The sequence below is a fragment of the Thermoanaerobacterium aotearoense genome (assembly GCF_009905255.1).
In the GTDB taxonomy this organism is placed as follows: domain Bacteria; phylum Bacillota; class Thermoanaerobacteria; order Thermoanaerobacterales; family Thermoanaerobacteraceae; genus Thermoanaerobacterium; species Thermoanaerobacterium aotearoense.
The window spans coordinates 460,589-484,600 of sequence record NZ_CP047602.1; the positions used below are offsets into that span (position 1 = coordinate 460,589).

General features: G+C 35.2%; 21 protein-coding genes. 19 read left to right on the forward strand and 2 right to left on the reverse strand.

Going from position 1 to position 24,012, the window contains the following annotated elements; translation table 11 throughout:
- Positions 1-6 precede the first annotated feature (6 nt).
- The gene (gene tlp, locus GSH73_RS02135) at positions 7-276 is read right to left on the reverse strand and encodes a small acid-soluble spore protein Tlp (protein WP_014757081.1); all 270 of its coding nucleotides are present in this window, start codon (positions 274-276) and stop codon (positions 7-9) included.
- Between the two features lie 139 nt (positions 277-415).
- Here tlp and GSH73_RS02140 point away from each other — a divergent pair, with 139 nt between their 5' ends.
- The 3 genes from GSH73_RS02140 to GSH73_RS02150 all read left to right on the forward strand — a co-directional run bounded on the left by GSH73_RS02140 (position 416) and on the right by GSH73_RS02150 (position 2,991).
- Positions 416-1,282 (forward strand): aldose epimerase family protein, encoded by an 867-nt coding sequence (locus GSH73_RS02140; protein WP_014757080.1) that lies wholly within the window; start codon positions 416-418, stop codon positions 1,280-1,282.
- A gap of 82 nt (positions 1,283-1,364) precedes the next feature.
- Positions 1,365-2,363, forward strand: coding sequence for an inorganic phosphate transporter (locus GSH73_RS02145; protein ID WP_014757079.1), 999 nt, complete (start codon positions 1,365-1,367; stop codon positions 2,361-2,363).
- Positions 2,364-2,376: 13 nt separating this feature from the next.
- On the forward strand, positions 2,377-2,991 hold the full coding sequence (locus GSH73_RS02150; RefSeq protein WP_014757078.1) for a DUF47 domain-containing protein: 615 nt from the start codon (positions 2,377-2,379) through the stop codon (positions 2,989-2,991).
- 40 nt (positions 2,992-3,031) lie between these two features.
- On the opposite strand, the gene GSH73_RS02155 is transcribed toward GSH73_RS02150, so the two are convergent.
- The gene (locus tag GSH73_RS02155) at positions 3,032-4,420 is read right to left on the reverse strand and encodes an APC family permease (RefSeq protein ID WP_014757077.1); all 1,389 of its coding nucleotides are present in this window, start codon (positions 4,418-4,420) and stop codon (positions 3,032-3,034) included.
- A gap of 171 nt (positions 4,421-4,591) precedes the next feature.
- Here GSH73_RS02155 and GSH73_RS02160 point away from each other — a divergent pair, with 171 nt between their 5' ends.
- From GSH73_RS02160 to GSH73_RS02235, 16 genes are all read left to right on the forward strand, one after another.
- Positions 4,592-7,294, forward strand: coding sequence for a sigma-54-dependent transcriptional regulator (locus GSH73_RS02160; RefSeq protein ID WP_014757076.1), 2,703 nt, complete (start codon positions 4,592-4,594; stop codon positions 7,292-7,294).
- A 166-nt stretch (positions 7,295-7,460) separates the two neighbouring features.
- A complete protein-coding gene (locus GSH73_RS02165) occupies positions 7,461-7,766 on the forward strand; it encodes a PTS sugar transporter subunit IIB (RefSeq protein WP_014757075.1) in 306 nt (101 codons plus the stop codon).
- Between the two features lie 38 nt (positions 7,767-7,804).
- Positions 7,805-9,118 carry a PTS sugar transporter subunit IIC gene (locus tag GSH73_RS02170; protein WP_014757074.1) on the forward strand — a complete coding sequence of 438 codons (1,314 nt, stop codon included), beginning with the start codon at positions 7,805-7,807 and terminating at the stop codon, positions 9,116-9,118.
- 108 nt (positions 9,119-9,226) lie between these two features.
- Positions 9,227-9,667 (forward strand): IS200/IS605 family transposase, encoded by a 441-nt coding sequence (tnpA, locus tag GSH73_RS02175; RefSeq protein WP_014757073.1) that lies wholly within the window; start codon positions 9,227-9,229, stop codon positions 9,665-9,667.
- Between the two features lie 164 nt (positions 9,668-9,831).
- Positions 9,832-10,923 carry a DUF871 domain-containing protein gene (locus tag GSH73_RS02180; RefSeq protein WP_014757072.1) on the forward strand — a complete coding sequence of 364 codons (1,092 nt, stop codon included), beginning with the start codon at positions 9,832-9,834 and terminating at the stop codon, positions 10,921-10,923.
- Positions 10,924-10,948: 25 nt separating this feature from the next.
- Positions 10,949-11,272 (forward strand): PTS sugar transporter subunit IIA, encoded by a 324-nt coding sequence (locus tag GSH73_RS02185; protein ID WP_014757071.1) that lies wholly within the window; start codon positions 10,949-10,951, stop codon positions 11,270-11,272.
- A 41-nt stretch (positions 11,273-11,313) separates the two neighbouring features.
- Positions 11,314-12,624: a 6-phospho-beta-glucosidase gene (locus GSH73_RS02190; RefSeq protein ID WP_014757070.1), complete on the forward strand. Its 1,311-nt coding sequence runs from the start codon at positions 11,314-11,316 to the stop codon at positions 12,622-12,624.
- 151 nt (positions 12,625-12,775) lie between these two features.
- The gene (locus GSH73_RS02195) at positions 12,776-13,618 is read left to right on the forward strand and encodes a MurR/RpiR family transcriptional regulator (protein ID WP_160175235.1); all 843 of its coding nucleotides are present in this window, start codon (positions 12,776-12,778) and stop codon (positions 13,616-13,618) included.
- 11 nt (positions 13,619-13,629) lie between these two features.
- On the forward strand, positions 13,630-14,112 hold the full coding sequence (locus tag GSH73_RS02200; protein ID WP_014757068.1) for a PTS sugar transporter subunit IIA: 483 nt from the start codon (positions 13,630-13,632) through the stop codon (positions 14,110-14,112).
- A gap of 120 nt (positions 14,113-14,232) precedes the next feature.
- Positions 14,233-15,606 (forward strand): PTS transporter subunit EIIC, encoded by a 1,374-nt coding sequence (locus tag GSH73_RS02205; RefSeq protein WP_014757067.1) that lies wholly within the window; start codon positions 14,233-14,235, stop codon positions 15,604-15,606.
- A gap of 35 nt (positions 15,607-15,641) precedes the next feature.
- Entirely contained in the window at positions 15,642-16,724 is a 1,083-nt protein-coding gene (locus GSH73_RS02210) for a DUF871 domain-containing protein (protein ID WP_014757066.1), read from the forward strand.
- Between the two features lie 4 nt (positions 16,725-16,728).
- Positions 16,729-17,655 carry an N-acetylmuramic acid 6-phosphate etherase gene (murQ, locus tag GSH73_RS02215; protein ID WP_014757065.1) on the forward strand — a complete coding sequence of 309 codons (927 nt, stop codon included), beginning with the start codon at positions 16,729-16,731 and terminating at the stop codon, positions 17,653-17,655.
- 463 nt (positions 17,656-18,118) lie between these two features.
- Positions 18,119-21,745, forward strand: coding sequence for a 5'-nucleotidase C-terminal domain-containing protein (locus GSH73_RS02220; protein ID WP_014757064.1), 3,627 nt, complete (start codon positions 18,119-18,121; stop codon positions 21,743-21,745).
- Between the two features lie 141 nt (positions 21,746-21,886).
- The gene (gene dusB, locus GSH73_RS02225; RefSeq protein ID WP_233432495.1) at positions 21,887-22,861 is read left to right on the forward strand and encodes a tRNA dihydrouridine synthase DusB; all 975 of its coding nucleotides are present in this window, start codon (positions 21,887-21,889) and stop codon (positions 22,859-22,861) included.
- 65 nt (positions 22,862-22,926) lie between these two features.
- Positions 22,927-23,709, forward strand: a complete 783-nt coding sequence (locus GSH73_RS02230; RefSeq protein ID WP_014757062.1) for a YiiX/YebB-like N1pC/P60 family cysteine hydrolase — start codon at positions 22,927-22,929, stop codon at positions 23,707-23,709.
- A 108-nt stretch (positions 23,710-23,817) separates the two neighbouring features.
- Positions 23,818-24,006, forward strand: a complete 189-nt coding sequence (locus GSH73_RS02235) for a hypothetical protein (RefSeq protein WP_014757061.1) — start codon at positions 23,818-23,820, stop codon at positions 24,004-24,006.
- Positions 24,007-24,012: the final 6 nt, after the last annotated feature.

Below are 24,012 nucleotides of genomic sequence, written 5' to 3' on the forward strand. Positions count from 1 at the left end.
CTATTTTTAATCTTTTTTGTCTACGCCATTTCCGGCTTCTACTTCGTCTACGATTTCATCTCTCATACCATGGATGCTTTCAAGTCTATGGCGATTTTTTTCTTTGATTCTTGCGATTTCTTCTGGAGAAAGTTCTTCAGCATGCAATTTCAAGTAATCTTCAGCTTCTCTGTAATTTTCTATTGTATCGTGAATCATATCCTGCAATTTTCCCACGTTATCAGAACGGTCATCGGGCTTTGGAGGATTTTTGTAACGCCCTTTTTCCTCAGCCATCTCTATCACACTCCTAAAAGTATTTTTTCAAAATTATTTTTAACTTTTATATTTAATATATGTATTGAAAAAATTAGAAAAGCTTAGGGTGATTATAGTATAATAGGTTTTAGACAAAATAATAAAAGAGGTGTTGGAAATGTATAAAGTGGAAAAATATATGGATAAATTTGAAACATACAGGCTTTGTGATTTAGAAAATTATTCCTTCTTTGAAGTTGTGCCAGAGCGGGGAGGAGCTATAACGAAATTTGTATATAATGGAAACGAGATTTTATACCTTGACAAAGAAACGCTGTACGATACGATGAAGAATTTAAGAGGAGGAATACCGATACTTTTTCCTATTTGCGGGTATCTAAAAGATGAGAAATATACGATAGATGGCAGAGAGTACAACATGAAACAGCATGGTGTTGCAAGGCTTCATAAATGGGACGTAGTCAAGACAAGTGCTGATGATTCTGCATCAATAACATTGAAGTTTACAAGCAGCAGCGAGACGAGGAAAATATACCCTTTTGATTTTGAACTTATTTTTACATATATTCTCAAAAACGGAATGCTGATATTAGAGCAACAATATGTAAATAAGTCAGAGAAAAATATGATGTTTTACTCTGGATTTCACCCATATTTTTATATTGAAAATAAGTGCGATGCCTTGATATCAGTTGATTCAGATGTATGCTATGATGCAATAGATAAAAAGCAGATTGTTTTCGATGGAGAGATTGACTTTAAAAAGACGGAAGTAAATCATATTTTTGAGCCTAAATCAAATGAGTGCTTTATATTAGATAAGAAAAGAGGTATGAAAATTATTCTTGAATGGGATGAAGCTTTTAAATACGTAGTTGTATGGGCACTACACGATAAAGAATTTATATGTGTCGAGCCTTGGATGGCTAAGCCTGACTCCATGAATACAAAGGAAGATGTTGAAGTTTTAAAGCCTGGTGATGAGCTAAAAGCAGTGTTTAGCATAAGAGTGTCTATGGAATAATATTTATGGTTATGGTACATTAACGTTTTGATTCATTTGCACATAATATAATGTACCATAGGAAATGTATTGAGGTGTCAAAATGGATTTACACTATATTTTAATAGCTTTCATATTGGTGTACATCTTTATTACGGGATTCCATGATGAGGGGAATCTCATAGCTACGATTATTTCGTCAAGATCTATTGGCATAAGAAGCGCCTTTATAACGGCATCTTTAGCTCAATTTATCGGCACAGCTACTTTAAGTACTACAGTCGCATCTACCATAAGCAAAGACGTGCTTAAGCTTAAATACCTTACAATTGCTGGCAATGATCTTGAAACGATGATATTTGCAGGTTTGCTTGGTGCTGTTGTTTGGAATCTTGTCACGTGGTATATAGGTATGCCTTCCAGCTCCTCCCATGCATTAGTGGGAGGTATGATAGGGCCTTTTATAATTAAATATGGAATTGGTTCTATTAACATCTATGGAATATTGCTAAAAGTCATAGTTCCGCTTTTTTTATCTCCGGTTTTTGGCTTTTTGATAGGGTATCTGGTGATGTATTTGACAAGCCGTATTTTAAGGAGGGCTGGAGTAAAAGTCAATATTGTCTTAAAAAAGCTTCAATATTTGACTCTCTTTATTTTAAATGCTGGTCAAGGTGCTAATGATGCTCAAAAGGGAATGGGACTTATATATATATTGACGATAGGAAGCAGTCTATCAAAAAGCAGTGAATTTCATAATACGATTAAGATTTTGTCGGCTTTTATGATATCTTTTGGGCTTCTTTTTGGCGGTCTTAGAATGATTAAAAGCGTTGGAACCAGGATATACAGAGTTAAGCCTTTTCACTCTTTTAATGCGCAGGTATCGTCGCTGTTTATAGTTATAGCTGCTGCAGTATTTGGACTTCCCACAAGTGGTACGCAGATAATCAATTCTTCTGTGCTTGGAGTTGGTGCAAAAGAAAGGCCTACTGCTGTAAGGTGGCAGTTTGCGAGAGGTATGTTTGCATCTTGGATTATTACAATACCTGCATCTTTTGCTATATCTTCGATTTTGTTTTTGATTTCTAAAACTATATGAAGGTGTGATACGAATGGGATTGTTTAATTGGCTATTTTCAAAAGGCGTGGATTTTTACAAATTGCTGCAGGAGCACTCTAACTTGGCTTTAAAAGGTGTTCAGGCATTGGCTCTCTACATGACAACCGGCAAAGATGACGACGGTGAAAAAGTGATAAGTATAGAAAAAGAGGCTGACAATAAGAGAAAAGAGCTTATTGATGAGCTTGATAGCACATTTATTACACCTATTGAAAGAGAAGATATATATGAGCTATCCAGTGCCATTGACAATATACTGGATTATTGTGAGACGACAGTAAAAGAAATGGAGATATATGAGCTTGCTCCGACAGAGGAGCTTAGGGAAATGGTGGATGTCATATTGAGGGGTACAGAGCTTATAGCAAGAAGCGTTTATAACCTTGATAAGGATAAGAAAGTAGCGATGGACTGTGCATTAAAAGCCAAAAAACTTGAAAATGAGATGGAGTCATATTACAGAAAGCATTTAGCCAAGCTTATAAAAAGCGATGATATAAAGTACATCTTGAAGATGAGAGAAATATACAGGCACTTAAATAACTGTGCTGATAAGATGGATTTGGCTGGAGAAATATTAGGCCATATCCTTGTGAAGGAAATATGAATATTTATACTAAAAGGCATTCCACATTGTGTAATGCCTTTTACTTAAGTTTTTTTTCGTAATTTCTGTATATTAAGAAGCCTATTATCAAAAAAAGAAGTGTTCCTCCGACTAATTTGACTTCATACCAGAGAAGGCTTCCTAAATTCATGCCTGCTGGTGGAATGATAGAAAGGATTATTGAGAACAACACTACTAAGAAGCCTATTCCACCTACAAGCCAAGCTCCGAGATTTCCAAATGGAACCTTATAAAGCCTTTTGACATCAGGTTTTTTATACCTTAGGACGATCAGCGCAGAAAACATCACAAGGTATGGTATGAAGTATAGTATCGAAGTCATGGCTGACAAAAGCCAATACGCTGACTCTACAGTAGGAGTCGAGAAAGCCATGAGTATAAGAAGGCTTACGATGACTGCCTGTGTAATCATGGCATTTACAGGCGTACCATATTTATCATGGGATTTTGTAAAGAATTTAGGCATGATGCCTTTTGAGCTTGTGAAGATCATGTTTATTGGGCCTATTATCCATGCATTTATACCGCCAATGCCTCCGATGAATATCAAAAATGCAGCGACGCCTATCAAATATTTTAAACCCATCTTATTGAAAATAATTTGTATTGCTTGCATTATCCCAGTTGCCAAGCCTATTTCCTTTTGAGGAACTATGAAAGTTATGGAGATAGTGCCAAGGATGTACAACGCTGGTATGATGAAAGCAGATAGAACTATTGCTTTCGGGAAAGTCCTCTCAGGATTTTGCGTTCTTTCTGCCAGTGTCGGTGCTAATTCAAGCCCCGCATAGGCAAATATCATGGATGAAAAGAACACGATATTGCTTAAACTTGATAGATTAGGGAAAAGCGATGAAACTGTGTATGTGGCTTGAATTTTCTGATGAAGCCCAGTAACCCAGTATATAGAAAAACCGATAAGCAGTATTCCTGGTATTATTGTTCCAAAGAGACCGCCTGCATTTGAAAGCCATTTGCTTAAGCTAAGACCATTGACATTTACAAGCGTTATTATCCAAAAAAGTACAAAAATGAATATCGATACAAATCGGTCATTATCAGCAAGCTTAGGGTTCACCATATAAGCAGCAGTACTGGCAATGTATATAAGCATAGACGGGTAGTACACCACATTTGTAAGCCAATATGACCATGACGTTAAAAAGCCGTATTTGTCGCCAAATGCTTCCTTTGACCATACATACAAGCCGCCTTCATAAGGCCATCCTGTAGAGAGCTCAGCTACTGCAAGTCCTTGAGGTATGAAGAACAAAATAGAAGCTAAGATCCACAGCATTACAGAAGATGCTCCGTATTTTGCGGCAAGTGGAAGCCATCTTAAACCTATGATTGCCACTACATTCATAAGAACGATGTCACGCACTTTAAGAATCTTTTCTTTTTCCACAGTTTTGCCTCCTTAAAATTTTTTAATTAGCAAAATAATTTTATCATAGAAATATATCTATGTATATATTCTGCAAAAAAAAGAATCTTATAAATTTGATTTAGACATCGAAAAAAGTGTTTTGATGTGTATTGCAATATGGTATAATAGCCTTGTAGGAGGTATTTTTTTATGAAGAGAATTGATAAAGTTTACGAAAAACTTAAAGAGATATGCCTAAGACAGCTAAAAAATGAGGGCGTGATAACAGGATGCTCTGCAATTGATTTATCTAATGAGCTTAATATCCATAGAGCAAATGTGTCAAGCGATCTAAATAAAATGTACAAGGATGGCAAAATAGATAAAATCGAAGGGAAACCAGTTTTGTTCAGCATAAAACAAGCTGAATTAGCTAAAAACCTTAATACGGTAGAAGAAGACGCTTTTAGAAAAATAATTGGTTCAAATCTAAGCCTTAAAAATGCGGTCCAACAGGCAAAAGCGGCCATCATGTATCCACCACACGGACTCCATACATTAATATTAGGTGAGACGGGTACAGGTAAGTCGATGTTTGCGGAGACAATGTACGAATACGCCAAAGAAATAGGCAGGATTAAGACGAATGCGCCATTTGTAGCCTTTAATTGTGCTGATTACGCCAACAATCCGCAGCTTCTCATGGCGCAGCTATTTGGAGTGAAGAAAGGTGCGTACACAGGTGCAGATAAAGACAAGATAGGGATAGTGGAGAAAGCGGACAAAGGTATACTATTTCTCGACGAAGTCCACAGACTGCCACCAGAAGGACAAGAGATGCTTTTTTATCTTATAGATAAAGGCATGTTTAGGCACTTAGGTGAAACAGACGCACAGCATAAAGTAGATGTCCTTATAATATGTGCGACTACAGAAAATGTGGAATCAATACTACTTAAGACTTTTACGCGGCGAATTCCAATGGTGATAAATTTGCCATCATTAAAAGAAAGGACTTATGAAGAAAGATTTGAAATAATAAAAAATTTTATGATTGATGAAGCATCTATAATCAAAAATGACATATCTATCACATCAAACGCATTGAAGGCATTTCTGCTTTATGATTGTCCAAACAACATAGGGCAGCTAAAAAGCGATATAAAGCTTTGTGCGGCAAAGGCATACCTTGGATTCATGATGAATAGAGACAAAGAAGTTGTAATACACACAGAAGATCTTCCACAGTATATAAAGAGAGGGCTTTTCAAATACAAAGAGGAAAAAGATAAAATCGATAAATTTGTAAAAGACGATAAAATAATGTTTTCGATAGACAAAATGGACATCATCGCATCTGAAGATAATAAATCATTCAACTTTTACGAAGCGCTGGAGGAGAAGCGCAAATCTCTGGAGAAAAAGGGCATAAATGAAGATGATATAAAACTCATAATGAACCTGGATATAGAAACTTATCTAAAAAGATATATTGATGAAGCCAAAAGGTATAATTTAGAGGAACTTTATAAAGTTGTCGACAAGAGAATTGTTGATATTGTGGATAATTTTCTGAATCATGCAGGAAAAATGTTAAAAAGAGAGTTTAGTGAAAAGACACTTTATGGACTCTCTATGCATGTTGCCAGCTCAATCGAAAGAATATCAAGCGGCAAGAAAATCGAAAACCACCAATTAGACGATATAAAGAGGATATATAAGGATGAATTTGAGGTTTCCAAAGAGCTTAAAAAATTGATAGAGAGAGAATTTGACATAGAGGTTCCAGAAGATGAAGTAGGCTTTATAACAATGTTTTTGTGCCTTGACATAAAACAAGAAAAAGACGAAGAAAAGGTTAGCGTTATAGTCGCGATGCACGGCGAGTCTACGGCTACATCAATAGCAGATGTGTCAAATAGATTGCTGGGAGAAAATTTTGTCGTAGGGTACAATATGCCTCTTGACCAGAAGCCTGAAATCGCCCTTAATAACCTGTGTGACCTGATTAAAAAGACGAATAAAGGAAAAGGCGTATTGCTTCTTGTAGACATGGGTTCATTAGTTTTCTTTGGTGATATGGTGTACGAGAAGACAGGCATTCCGGTAAAGACGGTCGAGATGGCATCAACACCTATGGTATTGGAAGCAGGAAGAAAAGCATTATTAAATGCATCACTCGATGAAGTTTACGACTCTGCGCTTAATTTAAGTCCTTATATAGGAAGGATATATAAGGATAACTTTGAAATGCAAAACGGATTTAAAAATGACGTAATAATAACTGCATGCATCACAGGTGAAGGTACAGCATTGAAATTAAAATCCATCTTAGAGAAAAAACTCGATCTGAAATCAAGTGGAATTGACATTATACCTTTAAATATAGAAGATAAAAGAGAATTTAAGCGTAAACTGCAGAATATAAAGAGGGAGAAAAACGTATTAGCCGTAGTAAGCGCTTTTGACCCAGACGATGATACAGTTAAATACATTTCAACTACAGATGTGTTTGACAATCGGAAACTAAGTTCTTTAAAGACTATGATTGACTCAAGAGATGCACTTGAAACAATAGACAACATGAAAGAGATAGTCGCAGAAAATGTAGATATTGATGCAGAAAAATACATCGATGCGTTTAAAGAATTTTACCTAAATATAGCGGAAAACAACGTGACTCTCGACAACGACAAAATAATCGGTTTAATACTTCATCTTGCTTGTGCAATAGAACGTGTATTGAACGGCGGCGAATTAATACGGATCAAAAACTGTAAATCAATCATAGAAAAAAACACATCAAAATACGAAATGATAAAAACTGCCGTAAAACCAGTGAACGAGGCCTTTAACATGGCTTTATCAGACGATGAATATGTAAGCATAATGAAAATAATTTATTCACTTTAATACACATATGTGTGTTGATTACGGTTACAAATAATACAGATTAATACAAGTATTTTAACGACATGAGAAGCTGCGAAATTTAAGCTTTTGCTATTCGAAATTACTTTGGCACGGTATTTGCATTATCTATAATCAGAAAATTAAATTGGAGGTGAAACAAAATTAGATGAAAATAGTTTTGGTTTGTTCAGCAGGGATGTCAACAAGTTTACTTGTAAAAAAGATGAAAGATGCAGCAGTCAAAAAAGGTGTAGAAGTTGAGATTGAAGCATATGCCGAAGCTGATTTGAAGCGTAACTTAGAAAATGTAGACGTTATATTGATTGGACCGCAAGTGAGATATTTGCTTGAAAAAATCAAGCAAATCGCTGAACCAAAAGGTATTGCTGTAGATGTAATTGAATCGAAGCTTTACGGTAAAGTTGACGGCGAAGGAGTTTTGAATAAAGCTTTAAGCATCTTAAAAAAGTAAAGAACTAATTTAATATTTATAAGCAGGAGGAGTGTAATGTGAAAAAAATTATGAGTTTTTTGGAAAAGTATTTTGTTCCTGTTGCTGCAAAGTTTGGGTCAGAAAGACATTTAGTTGCCATTCGTGATGGATTTGCAATGATAATGCCTCTTATACTTGCTGGTGCATTTGCAGTTTTGATAAACAATTTGCCAATACAAGCATATCAGAATTTTATGGTTGGAATTTTTGGTAAATCGTGGACAACTTTTGGTGGAAACTTGTGGAATGGTACCTTTGCAGTAATGTCGATTATACTTGTTGTATCAATAAGTTATAATTTGGCTCTGTCATATGAGTCAAATGGAATAGGTGCTGGGTTAGTGTCATTCGCATCTTTATTGATGTTGTATACACCATCAGCCAAAGATTGGGCAATACCGTATGCTTTTTTAGGAGCTCAGGGTTTATTCGTATCGATAATTGTCGCTCTCATATCTACAGAAATATTTGTGCGCTTATTAGGGAACCCCAAATTAGTTATTAAAATGCCTGAAGGAGTGCCACCTGCTGTTGCAAAGTCATTTGCTGCATTATTGCCATCCTTGATTGTATTATCTATTTGGGCTTTGTTTAAATCAATAACTGTAGCTTTAGGGTTAACAGACATTCATCAGGCTATATTTAATGCAATTCAAGCTCCATTAACTGGCTTAGCTGATACATTAGGTTCTGCAATTGTAGTTGCATTTCTTATACATTTTTTATGGTTCTTCGGATTACATGGTACAAATATATTAGGACCGATATTAAATGCAGTTTACTTGCCTGCTATAAATGACAATATAGCTGCTTTAAAGGCAGGTAAAGCTATTCCACATATAGTGACAATGCCATTTTTTGATGCATTCGTTCATTTAGGTGGCGCTGGCACAACTATTGGATTAATTGTAGCTATCTACATTGCATCAAGAAGGAAGAAAAAGAGAAATGAGATGCAGAATATAGCCAATTTAGCTATTGCACCTGGAATATTCAATATTAATGAACCGATGATTTTTGGTATGCCGTTAGTCTTAAATCCGATATTTTTCATACCATTTATCTTAACACCAATTATTCTCACAATTATTAGTTATTTCGCTATAGCATTGGGGATAGTACCAAGGACTATTGCTATGATGCCTTGGACAACACCGCCGATAATAGGAGGATTTTTGGTAACAGGTTCGATCAGAGGTGCCATACTTGCATTAGTAAATCTAATTATAAGTGTTGTAATATATTTACCTTTCGTATTGGCGGCAGAAAAAATTGAAGAAAAATCTAACAAAACAAATGAAGAAACATTAGTGGAAGAAAAAGTTAGATAGATATTAATGTCTGTATAATGGGGTTAAATCCCTCAGCTTAAGCTGAAACCTTTAGGTCAATAAAATAAATAATCACTTCTAGTAAAAAATAAACTAGAGGTGATAAATATGCAAAATTATAGAAAGTCGTCACATGCAACGTATGATCTAAAATATCATATAGTATGGATAACAAAATACAGAAAACCGATATTAGTTGGGAAAATAGCAGAAAGAACAAGGGAACTAATAAGAATGGTATGCAAAAATAATGAAGTAGAAATATTATCAGGACATGTATCAAAAGATCATATACATATACTAGTGTCGGCACCACCACATTTGTCAGTAAGTAAGCTGGTGCAATATATAAAGGGATATAGTTCGAGAAAGTTGCTAATGGAGAATAAGGAGCTTAACAAACAATTTTGGGGACAACATTTATGGGCACGAGGATATTTTGCAGCAAGTAGTGGCAATGTAACAGATGAAGTGATTATTGAATATATACAAAATCAAGACATAGAAGAAAATCAAAAGAATGATAATTTTACTTTAGGCGAGTTTTAAGCTGCTTAAGCGGCATATCCAACCCACCTGCTAAAGCAGGTGGTGGTTGAGTTGCGATTTTATAATGGCGTGATAAGCAATAAATCTGCTTATTGACCTAATTAAAGATTTTGCTTATCATGCCACTATTAATAATTATTTTATTGAAATTGAGGTGTATTATATTGAAAAGATTAGGTATTTCAGTTTATTTGAATAGCAATAGTTTGCAAGATAATATGCAATATATTAATTTAGCATCAAAATACGGGTTTGAAATAGTGTTTACGACTTTGATCTCTATAAATAATAGCAATTTTGATAAATATTACAATGATTTTATTAGCTTAGTAAAATATTCTAACGATATTGGAATGAAAGTAATTGCGGATGTTGAACCTGAAATATTAAAAAAGTTAAACATTTCTTATACAAATTTAACAAAATTATCTGAAATTGGACTTTACGGAGTAAGGCTCGATTTAGGATACAGCGGATTGGAAGAGTCAATAATGACATTTAATAATCATGGACTAAAAATTGTCTTAAATATGAGTAATGGAACAGATTATTTAGAAAATATTTTATCATATAGCCCGAATATATACAACATTATTGGATGTCATAATTTTTATCCTCATAGGTACATAGGTTTAAGTTATGAACATTTTTATAAATGCAGCCGTAAATTTAAAGAATTTGGGGTAAGGACTGCTGCATTTGTGAGTTCAAATGATGCAAACTTTGGACCATGGCCTATTTCAGAAGGGCTTTGCACTTTGGAAATGCATAGAGATCTTCCTGTTGATATTCAGGCAAAACATTTATTTGCTACTGGATTAATAGATGATGTGATTATTGGTAATGCATTTGCATCTGAAAGTGAACTAAAAAAGCTTAGCCAAATAAATAAAGATATAATAGAATTTAGAGTAAACTTAGTTGACAACATTACGCCTATAGATAGAAAAATAGTATTGGAAGAATTTCACTTTGTTAGAGGAGATATTTCTGAATACTTATTGAGATCTACTCAAAGCAGAGTTAAATATAAAGACCATAAATTTTTACCATACAATGTAACAGATATTAAAAGAGGAGATATATTAATAGACACATATTTATATCAAAATTATGCGGGAGAATTACAAATAGCGTTAAAAGATATTAAAAATACAGGTAAAACAAATGTTGTGGGTAGAATAGATGAAAAAGAAATATTTTTATTAGATTATCTAAAACCATGGTCAAAATTTAGTTTTATAGAAAGCAAATAGTCATTATAGTTTAGGAGGCAAAACAATGGAATTAGAAGAAATTGTATTTCAAATTATATTAAATGCGGGTAATGCTAAAAGCAACTGTTTTGATGCGCTGAAAAGTGCCAAAGAAGGTGATTTTAAGTCAGCAGAAAATTATATTAGTAAAGCCGAAGAAGAGATTATTAAAGCTCATAATATACAAACAAGTATGCTTCAAAAAGAAGCAAATGGTGATCATCAAATAGTTACACTTCTATTAATGCATGCAGAGGATCATATGATGTCTGCAATCTTGGCAAAGGATTTGATTACTGAAATGATCGATTTGTATAAATTGATTTATTCTGGGAAAGGTGTAAAATAACCGTAGGATCAAAAATAACTACGGGAAGGAGAGTTCTTTAAATGTCTAAAAGAGGTTTGAAAATAGCCACCATAGGAGGAGGTTCAAGCTATACGCCTGAATTGGTGGAAGGCTTTATAAAAAGGTATGATGAGCTGCCTGTAAAAGATTTATATCTTGTGGATATCGAGGAAGGGAAAGAAAAATTAGAGATTGTAGGAAATCTCGCAAAGCGAATGGTTGAAAAAGCTGGTGTGGATATAAATATTCATCTAACTTTAGACAGGCGTGAGGCAATAAAAGATGCAGACTTTGTGACGACGCAGTTTAGAGTTGGACTTTTAGATGCTCGAATCAGGGATGAGAAAATACCTTTAAGATATGATGTGATAGGACAGGAGACGACAGGTCCTGGTGGATTTGCAAAAGCTCAAAGGACGATACCGGTGATACTCGATATATGCAAAGACATAGAGGAATTATCTCCAAATGCTTGGCTAATAAACTTTACAAATCCTTCTGGAATCATTACAGAAACAGTTTTAAAGCATACAAAGGTGAAAGTGATAGGCCTATGTAATGTTCCAATAGGTATGGTATATGGTGTTGCAGAAATGCTTGATGTAGATGTAAAGCGGGTGTCAATAGATTTTGCAGGGCTTAACCATCTTGTTTGGGGTACACACGTGTATTTAGATGGTGAAGACATAACAGAAAGGCTAATAGACAGTTTCGCAGGTGGTAAATCTATGTCAATGAAAAACGTGCCTGACTTACCGTGGGAAGCAGAGTTTATAAAATCTCTTGGAATGTATCCATGCCCATATCACAGGTATTATTATCTTACAGATAAAATGCTGGAGGAAGAAAAGAAAGATGCTGAAACGATAGGAACAAGGGGTGAACAAGTCAAAAAGCTTGAAAAAGAGCTGTTTGAATTGTATAAAGACCCAAATCTCAATGTAAAACCGCCACAACTGGAGAAAAGGGGGGGAGCCCATTATTCCGACGCAGCATGTTCATTGATAAATTCAATATACAATGACAAAAAGGACATTCACGTGGTTAATGTTAAAAATAATGGGACAATTTTAGATCTGCCAAATGATGTGGTTATCGAGACAAATGCCGTAATAGACAGAAACGGTGCACATCCAATAAATATAGGGCATGTACCGACAAAGATAAGAGGTTTGATGCAATCAGTGAAAGCTTATGAGGAATTGACAATAGAAGCTGGTGTTACAGGCAATTACTATACAGCACTTCAAGCTTTAACGATACATCCGCTTGTACCATCGTCAACAGTAGCTAAAAAAATTTTGGACGATATTATTAGAGAAAACATAGATTACTTGCCGCAGTACAAATAAAATAAGTAGCTTTAAGCCGGATTTTCCGGCTTTTTTCTTCAGCTTTAATTGGAATATTTTTTCGAAACAAAATTACAAAACAGCAAAAAATACTTGAAATTTCATTTCATATATAATATAATTAAATATAGAAAGAGGTGAAAACATTAACATGCCAGGAGATATAGAAAAAATTAAAGCAGTTATAAATAATTTAAAGCCTTCAGAAAAGAAAATTGCAGAGTATATAATAGAAAATGCTGATAAAATTTCAGAACTATCTATAGGTGAACTTTCAAAAAATAGCGGCACAAGCGAGGCAAGTGTTGTAAGATTTTGCAAAAATCTTGGATACAAAGGTTATCAAGATCTTAAAATAAAGATTTCAGCAGATTATACGTATAAGACAAAAAGCATTCAAGGTTTTGCAAATATAAACGATGATATAAATTCTATTGTTGTTAAAATATCAAAAAATAACATGCAGTCAATAGAAAAGACAATGGATATGCTGGATAGAGATGAACTGCAAAAAGCTGCTGATGCCATATTAAATGCCAATAAAATAGATATTTATGGTGTTGGAGCATCTGCTATTGTTGCGCAAGATATGTTACAGAAATTTATGAGAATAAATAAATCATGCACAGCTTACAGCGATTCTCACATGCAACTTGCATCTGCTGCAAATCTAAGCAATGGGGATGTTGCGGTAGGAATATCTTATTCCGGTGAGACAATGGATACTGTAGATGCCTTGAAAATAGCGAAAAATTCAGGTGCTACGACAATTTGCATCACGAGATTTGGTAATTCATCCATAACTAATGTTTCAGACATCAAACTTTTCGTATATTCTACAGAAGCGATTTTTAGAAGTGGTGCAATGGCATCACGTATAGCACAATTAAATGTCATAGATATACTGTTTTCTATAATTGCTTGTAGAAAATATGAAGATATAATTAAGTATTTGGAAAATACAAGTGAAGCTGTTTCGTCTAGAAAATATTGAAGGAGGATTTTATGTTAAATATATTCAGAAAAAGTTGTAAAAGGTTATTGATAAAAGCACCAGTTGATGGAGAGATAGTAGATATAGTGAAAGTTCCTGATGAAGTATTTGCTCAGAAGCTTGTAGGTGATGGAGTTGCGGTAAATCCTAAATCGGATATTTTTGTATCACCAGTTGATGGTATTATAACAACTGTGTTTCCGACAAAGCACGCAATAGGCATCAAGACAATAGAAGGAATTGAGATAATGATACATGTTGGTGTGGATACTGTAAAATTAAACGGAGAAGGGTTTACGACATTTATAAATGAAGGCGATAAAGTAAAAGTCGGAGATAAATTATTGCAAATAAATAAATTGATTTTAGAATCAAAAGCAAAATCTCTCATATCGCCAATCATCATAACAAACATAGAACGAATCAAAGAGATGAATAAAATTGTTGGTACTGTAACTGCTGGAGAGACAGATATCATAGAAGCAGTTATTTAATTGCTTAAGTGTGAATTAAATTTTCATAAATATAATTTATTTATGAAATAATGCAACATGAAAGGGGGATAGAAAAGTATATCAAGCTTTCAAAGATAAAAAAGAAAAGGAGGATGAAAAATGTCAAGAGAAAAAGACATAGCTGAAAGCATCATCAGGGAATTGGGTGGCAAAGAAAATGTCGTATCAATCACTAATTGTATGACAAGATTAAGAGTGTTGGCAAAGGATTATGACAAAATCAATTATGAAGCACTTAAAAAAGTCGATGGCGTCATTAAAGTCAACGAAGAAGGAGGAGAGTTACAGATTATTTTGGGACCAGGATTAGTGTCAAAAGTAGCAGGCGAGGCGTCTAAAAAAATAGGAATTAAATTGGGAGATGCACAAGAAATCAAAGCCGCAATAAATGAAAAAAACAAAACCCCCTTTAAACTTCTTTTAAGAAGAATCGCCAGCATATTTATTCCTTTGATTCCGGGATTAATAGGTGGCGGATTAATACTTGGCATAACCAATGTTGCTACAAAGTTTAATTGGATAGCTGATAAAAATTTGCTGGCTATGCTAAGTTTGTTTGGAAGCACAATTTTTACTTATATGGGTATCATGATAGGAATGAATACTGCTAAAGAATTTGGAGGTTCACCGACGCTTGGTGGTATACTTGCAGGTATCATCTATAATCCTGTTTTGGCAGATATCAAAATTGGCGGTAGTGCACTTGTTGTCGGTAGAGGTGGAATTATTTCGGTATTAATTGCAGCTGCATTTGCAAGTTGGCTTGAAAAAAATATTAGGAAAAGAATGCCAAACAGTATAGAATTACTTGCGACACCTCTATTGACAATTTTGATAGCAGGCTTTGCAACGCTTTACGTATTGCAGCCACTTGGTGGTTTTATAGCTGATGCCATAGGCAAAGCTGTGACAGTTGCGATTGCCGGTAAAGCTGGTGTGTTTACAGGATTTATACTTGCTGGTACTTTCTTACCGTTGGTTATGACAGGCTTACATCAGGGGCTTACGCCTATACACATGCAGCTTATTCAATCTACAGGTGTTACAATATTGCTTCCAATTTTAGCAATGGCAGGTGCTGGGCAAGTTGGTGCAGCAATTGCAGTATATGTCAAAACAAAAAGCAAACAGCTTAAAAAGATTATAGAAGGTTCAATACTTGTTGGAATTTTAGGTATTGGTGAACCACTTATTTACGGTGTTACTTTACCTCTTGGACGACCATTTATAGGAGCATGTATTGGGGCAGCTTTCGGAGGTGCATTTGAAGCATTAAAAGTTGTAGGCGCAAGAGGATTAGGAATATCTGGTATACCTCTTGCTGCTTTAATAGAACCAAATAAAATAATTTATTATATCATCGGTTTAATTATATCATATATTGCAGGATTTATAGCAACTTATTTGTTGGGATTTGAAGATCCAGTAGATGAAGAGATAAAAGATACTCAACCATTTAGTTTTGATGCATAAAAAGGGGCGTTTTGCCCCTTTAAGGAGTTGATTGTATGGCATTTGGCGTATCTGTTTATACTACGGATGACTTTTCAAGTCAAAAAAATAAAGAGTATATTAAAATGGCAAAAGATTTAGGTATATGTTCTGTATTTACATCAATGCATATTCCGGAGATAGAATATGAAAGAAAAATAAATGAGATTAAAGATTTAGTGGAGTATATTAAATTATTAGACATGAAACTTACAATAGATATTTCACCTGTTACTATGAATATATTAGGTTCTTCATCAAACAACCTTAAATCATTTTATGAATTAGGAATAGATTGTTTGAGACTTGATTATGGGTTTACAATAGATGAAATTGCGGAAATGACTAAAAATAAATACGGCATAAAAATCGAATTAAATGCAAGCACGATAACAAAACAACAAATAAATGATTTGATATATAGGAATGCCGATTTGAGAAATTTAAGTGCTTGTCACAACTTTTATCCTAAACCATATACAGGACTTTCCTATGAATTTTTTAGAGAAAAAACTTTGATGATAAAAAGTTATGGACTTAAAGTTTCAGCATTTATTCCATCTCAGAAAGGCAAACGAGGTCCAATATATGAAGGATTGCCTACTCTTGAAGTTCATAGAAATATGAAGCCAGATATATCAGCAAGACATTTAATCTATTCAGGAATTGATGATGTATATTTTGGAGATGCATATGCATCTTTTGATGAGATAAGTGATGTTACGTCAGTCGATAAAGATGTGATTGAATTAAAAATTGATTTAGTTAATGACGTTACAGATTGTGAAAAAGATTTGATTTTTAATTGTATCCATACAAATAGAATTGACTCATCGGAATATATTGTAAGATCGGAAGAATCCAGAGGATATGCAAAGATCGGCAAGGAAATAAAGGCCCATAACTGTATTGATAGAAAAAAATACAGTGTAACAATAGATAATGAAAATTTTAAAAGATATTCTGGAGAGCTAAATATCTGCTTGATTGATTTACCTAAAGATGAAAGGGTAAATGTAGTAGGGCATATAGTTGAAGAAGAGTGTATTCTGGCCGATTTAGTCAAACCAGGCGTGAAATTCAGATTTAGAAAGGGCTGATATTATGAACTTAGAAGCATTAATGACAGAAGGTAGAAATCCAAATACGGTTGATATAGATAGGTTAAGTACAGAGGATATGCTAAGAAAAATAAACGAGGAAGACAAAAAAGTTCCGACGGCTGTAGAAAAAGAAATATCAAATATTGCGAAGGCTATAGATATCGCAGCGGAAAGATTAAAAAAAGGCGGCAGGCTTATATATATTGGCGCTGGTACAAGTGGCAGGCTTGGAATACTTGATGCTTCTGAATGCCCTCCTACATTTGGCGTATCTCCAGAAATGGTGCAGGGAATTATCGCAGGTGGAGATACGGCTATAAGAAAAGCTGTTGAAGGTGCAGAAGATAATATAGAACTTGGTAGATTGGACTTGATTGAAAGAAATTTATCCAACAATGATGTTGTGGTAGGAATTGCGGCGAGTGGAAGAACGCCTTATGTTTTAGGAGCACTTCATTATGCTAAAGAAATTGGAGCAGCGACAATAGGCATATCGTGTAATCCAAACTCTGAGATGAAAAATTTAGTTGATGTAATGATAGCACCTGTTGTTGGACCTGAAGTTATTATGGGTTCCACTCGAATGAAAGCAGGAACTGCTCAGAAGCTTGTATTAAATATGATTTCTACTGGCGTCATGATAAAGATTGGTAAGGTGTACAGCAATTTGATGGTTGATGTACAGGCGACGAACGAGAAATTAATTCACAGGGCAAAGCGAATAGTTAAACTTGCAACAGGAGCTGATGACGTTGCTATTGAGAAGATATTAGATGAGACAGATTATGATGTTAAATTAACTATACTAATGATACTTACAGGCCTTGAAAAATCTGAAGCTCAGGAACTTTTGGAAAAGGCAGGAGGTCATATAGAAAAAGCGTTGAAAGAAAATAGAACGAAAAGAAATTCTACTATCAATGCATAGTGGAAATATGATGTATAGCGTTGTTTTTTGGCTGAAGAAAATTTTTCTTCAGCTTTTATAATTCATAGCAAATTGGAATAATTTTTTAATATTGAGAGGATTTTTAAGATACATGTACATAAATTTTGGATAAAGGCAAATTTTGGAGTTTGTAATTGTTTTAGTAAAGATATAAAATTATATTAAAGTTGTCTGACATCTGATATATTACAATTAAATATTTAACACAAATTCAAGCTTTACATGATTTTAACACACACTTAATAATCACTTTATAATAGTCTGTTATATTAATCTTGTGAGAAGTTGCACCAATCATCAATGCAGCTAAAATTTCATTGACTTTAGGTTAACGCGCATCTGATTTATTCCATGCATCAGTGTTTAAACGAATATGACATAAGGGGGGATTGTGTTTATACTCAAAAATATTTCAAATAATAAGATAAGTAGGAGGGTTTATATGTTTAAAGGTAGAGGCAAAGTTTTAAGTATCATTTTGACATTTGTGATGGTATTTGGCATGGCATTTTCAAGTATGCCTCAGATATCATATGCAGCTACGTCAAAAACATTTGACTTTGTGGAAGTCACTGATTTCCATGGATATCTGCAAGCATCAGGCAAATTAAGCGATGGAACGCCTATTACTCAAGAGAGAGGATCGGTACTGGCAAAAAGGATAAAGGACATAAAGGCAGCAAATCCTGATACTGTCGTACTATCGGGCGGAGATATGTTCCAGGGTACGCCTCTTTCAAACGTTTTAAAAGGTCAGCCTGTTATCGACATGATGAAAAGCATAGGTTTTGATGCCATGGCATTAGGAAATCACGAGTACGACTGGGGCATTAATTCTGTCATCGATACAAGCAGCGCAGTCTTAAAAGGTTCTACAATACCTGTTTTAGCAGCTAATGTATACGACAAAACTACAGGCAAACCTGTAAGCTATACGAAACCGTGCGTTGTAATTGAAAGAGATGGAGTAAAGATCGGCATTATCGGCATTGTTGATAACAAAGAATTTCCGTCTATAATTTTGCCATCTCTCATAAGCAATGTAGATTTTAAAGATCCTGTGCCAATTGTAAATAATCTTGCACAGCAGTTGAGAAATGATGGTGCACAGATTGTAGTCGTCTTGGCACACATGGGAGCTACGACTGATAAGAATACAGGTGAGACAACAGGCAATCTCATTGATTTTGCAAAGAGCGTAAAAGGCGTAGACGCCATATTTGGCGGACATACCCATACGATCGTCACAACCAGAGTGAATGGAATACCTGTAGGTGTTGCAAATAATGCAGGTATGGGCTTTATCGATCTTAAGATAACAGTAAATAGTGATGGCACTGTAAATACAGGAGATATGGTTTACAATGATGATTACAGCTATTACAATACGAAAACACCGATAGTTGATGAAGATGTTCAAAGTATAGTCGATAAAGCCATACAAGATGCTGGACCACTATTTAGCCAAGTAATCGGCACTGCAGATGTAGATTTGACGAGAACTCAAAGTGCAAATCCTTTTGGAGATTCGATTTTAGGAAATTGGACGTCAGAAGTCGTTAAAGATGCTGTAAATGCAGATTTTGCTTTTGGAAACAATGGTGGACTTAGAACTGACGTATTAAAAGGCGATATCACTGTTGGAACAATGTATACGTTGATGCCATTTGACAATACCATTGTCACAGTAAGCATGACGGGTGCAGAGATTAAGAAGGTGTTGGAACAAGCTGTTCAGGATGGTGGCAAAGGGATTCAGGTCGCAGGTCTTTCATTTAAGTATGATCCGAATAAGCCATCTATGAATAGAGTATTTGACATGAAGAAATCTGATGGAACACCGATAGACATGAATGCAAGATATCTTGTAGCAACGAATAATTTCATGGGAACTGGCGGAGATGGTTTTACAGAATTTACTGATCCCGATGTGCAGAAATCTTACATAGATACGCAGAAATTGGTGAGAGATGCATTTATCGATGCTGTAAAAGCACAAGGTCATATAACAGCAAAGATAGACAATAGGATATCTCCAGCCACAATGATAGCTTCTAATGAGACGACTATAACAGTTTTAGCCACATCCGATGTGCATGGGAATTTGGTGCCATGGGATTACAGCAGTGCAAAAGAAGCTAATCAGGGCCTTGCGAAGGTAGCAGGTTATGTTGACAAAGTAAGATCTGAAAATCCCAATGTCGTATTAGTAGACAATGGCGATACGATTCAAGGTACGCCACTTTCATACTACTATGATAAAATTGACACGAAGTCTGAATATCCGATGGCAAAAGCCATGGGTGCTATGCACTACGATACGTGGACGTTAGGCAACCACGAATTCAATTATGGTTTGGATGTCTTAGACAGGGTAATCGCTGATATGGAAAAAGAAAATATCCATGTCTTGTCTGCAAACACTTATAAAGATGATGGCACCAACTTTGTAGAGCCGTACTACATCAAGACGATAACTACTCCTATGGGCGATGTGAAAGTAGGCATATTAGGACTTACTACAAAAGAAATCCCTTCATGGGAAGACAAGGCACATTATGCAGGGCTTAAATTTAATGATCTTGTAGAAGAAGCAAATAAATGGGTGCCTAAAGTGAGAGCCGCAGGAGCAGATATAGTTGTCGTTGCTATGCACTCTGGTGAGGAAAGCCCATCAGATACTATACCGGAAAATCAGGTAAAAGCTGTAGCTCAAGGCGTAAATGGTATAGATGCGATAATAGCTGGCCATACACATGCTGTAATACAAATGGATACATTTAAAAATCCGGAAGGCAAAGATGTGATAGTGACAGAGCCTGGCAAATGGGGGCAATACGTTTCAAGGATAGATTTCAACTTATCTAAAGATGAAAACGGAAAATGGGTAATCGACAGCAAGACAAGCAAAGCTGTTGCGATGGACAGTTCAGTACAACCTGATGAAAACATAATGCAGCTTGCAGAGCCATATCAAGAAGCTACTCTTAAATACGTAGGAACAAAGATAGGTACAGCTTCTGGTGACTTCTTAGGAAAAGATCAATTGACAAAGGAAACGGCTTTGATGGATCTTATAAACAAGGTGCAAAAATACTATGCAAAGACAGATCTTTCAATTGCCGCGCCGTTAAGCAGCACTGCACAGATATTAAAAGGCGATGTTACAATACAAGACATGATGAGCGTATATGTGTATGAAAATTATTTGTACGGAATAAAGATGACTGGCAAACAGTTAAAGGATTGGATGGAATGGTCTGCCCGTTATTATCAGCAGGTTAAATCTCCAGATGATCCTATAACAAAAGATAAGACCCTCAATATACCGGATTACAACCTTGATCAGCTTTATGGAGCAAGTTACACGATAGACCTTACACAGCCTGTTGGAAACAGGATAAAGAATCTTACGGTAAATGGCAAACCAGTAAAAGACGACGATGTATTTACGGTTGCAATAAATAACTACAGATTTAATGGCGGCGGAGGTTTCATGAAGGCAGCAGGCATAACAAATCCTGTTGTAGTCTTTGATTCGGCTAAAGCTTATGGTGATGATGGACAGGTAAGAAACTTGATGATAAGTTATATAAAGATGAAAGGCACTATAGATCCTGTTGTTGATAACTACTGGACAATATCTAAGACACCAGTTTCAGAAGGAAATATTGCAAGCAAAGGTATTGTCACAGCGTCAGCTTTAAATGTGCGTTTAGGCGCTGGAACAAATTATAAAGTGATAGGCATATTAAGGGCTGGTCAATCCATTGATATAGTAGGGGAAAATAATGGATGGTACAAGATTGACTACAATGGAAAGACGGGTTATGTATACAGTAAGTATGTAGCTTCGTCCCCAGATTTATCAAATGTATCCGTATTGAAAGTGGTGAAGGTGACTGCTAAAGACGGGCTTAATGTCAGAGTGAACAATTCCATAAATGCGTTAAAAATAGGAGCAATACCGTATGGATATGAATTAAAAGTAGTCGGCGAATACGACGGATGGTATAAAGTCCAGTATAACGGCGCATACGGATTTGTTTACGCAAAGTACACAAAATAGAAAAATAAAGTTAATGAAAGGGAAGGCTGTATGATGGCAGCTTTCCCTTTTGTCATACATAAATGGTATAAAAGGCAGTTGGATAGAGATAAATATAATGATAGAATATAGATGATTTATTATAGCGATTATAAGAAGGGAATGAAAAGGAAGTTGTACATAGGAGATGTAAAGATCAAAAACAATGTTTTTTTGGCACCTATGGCAGGTGTTACAGATAAGCCTTATAGGCGTATATGCAGTGAGATGGGATGTGGATTTGCATACACAGAAATGGTCAGTGCTAAAGGCCTTTACTATGGAAGCGAGAATACAGAATTCCTTACAGACATAGATGATGATGAAAATGTGGCATTGCAGATATTTGGTTCTGATCCTTATATAATGGGTGAGATTGCAAAGAGATTAAATGCGTCAAATGCAAAGACAATAGACATAAACATGGGATGTCCTACGCCTAAAATAGTAAAAAACGGCGATGGCTCAGCTTTAATGCTTAAACCAGAATTGGCAGAAAGTGTAATTAAAGCCGTGGTAAAAAATTTGTCAAAGCCTGTAACTGTAAAGATAAGAAAAGGATGGGATGATGCTCATGTAAATGCTGTTGAGATTGCTAAGATGGCTGAAAATTGCGGTGTAAAAGCTGTGGCTGTTCACGGTAGGACGAGAGAGCAATTTTACTCAGGTCGTGCTGATTGGGATATAATAAAGAAAGTGAAGGATAATTTAAAAATACCCGTAATAGGAAATGGAGATGTCTTTTCGCCGGAGGACGCAAAAAGGATGATAGACGAGACAGGCTGTGACGCAGTAATGGTTGGCAGGGGCGCAGAAGGAAATCCGTGGATTTTCAAAAGAATACATCATTATCTAAGCACAGGCGAAATTTTGCCAGAGCCGACTGTAAGTGAAAAGATTGACATGATTTTAAAGCACCTTGACATGATGATAGAATACAAAGGTGAACAAATAGGAATATTGGAGATGAGAAAGCATATAGCATGGTATCTTAAAGGTATCCGCGGTGCATCTAAAATAAAACAGATGGTATTTACCATGTCTTACTATAAAGAAGTCAAAGAGCTTTTGATTAGCATTAAAAGACAATTTGAATAATGTAAAAAATACATGCACAAAACCCTTCTATAATAGCATAGACTAAAAAGAAGGGGGATTTGGAAATGCTCATATTGCCTAACAATAAACACCTATCAAGTAACAATGAATTGCAAAAACAAGTTGAAATATCTGGCGTTAGCATTGAGGAGTTTAATTTCAAGGAAAATTTGAAGAAAAAAAGCCTCTTTAAAAAAGAGGACTTTTATAAAAGATTTCTCACTTTAAATGGAGCCATTATGATATCAAAACCGTTTGAAGCTGGAGAAGTAAATAAATTCTATGTAAGTTTATACGATTTAATTAAAAACATCAATTCAGAAGAAGTATTTGGCGTCAAGTTTCCTTCGAGAAGCAGTGAAAAGACAGTCTATAAAAACAGCATATCATTTGACAAGTTTACGATAGGAGACATAATAGTAGCAACAAGCCAGGGTTTTCACGTGCAAGGTGCGATAAGACATGCTGCGATATTTGACAGCAGGAGATATTATGGAAGCATCGATGATAAATGCCTATTGACAGCGGAACCAGACCAAGGTGTGATTTATGAGACAATAAGATTTTATAGAGAAAATTTCAGTGAGGCGTGGGGGCTGACAGTCCCAAAGGCTACAATAGAAGAAAGAGTAAAAGCTGTTGATGAAGTATCCAAGTTTGTCGGAAAACCTTACAGTTGGAGGGCTGACAAAAACGATGATGAAAACTGGTATTGCTCAAAAGTCCCATGGGCCGCATACAAAAAATCATCAGGAATAGACATAGACGGAAATGGAGGCTTTTGGGTGCTGCCAATTGACATCTTTATATCAAAAGAAACAGAAGTATTTGAGTATTCTAATTCATAAGGCAGGATTTTAACCTGCCTTTTAAAATGCAATTGAATGTTATAAGTTTGTAATGTATAATTTAGGAAATCGTAATTTTATTTTATTGTTGTAATAGGGGGATGTTTAATGGATCGCGATAAGTGGAAATTCAGGATCGGTGGAGCGCTTTTAATATTGGTGGGACTATGGAATGTGTTTGGGTTTGTGATTACAATAGAATTTGGCAAATTTTCTTTTGGCATAAATGATATAGGAGATATCATTATCACCATATTGATGCTATATTTAGGATATATAATGGTGAGATACAGTTGATTAATT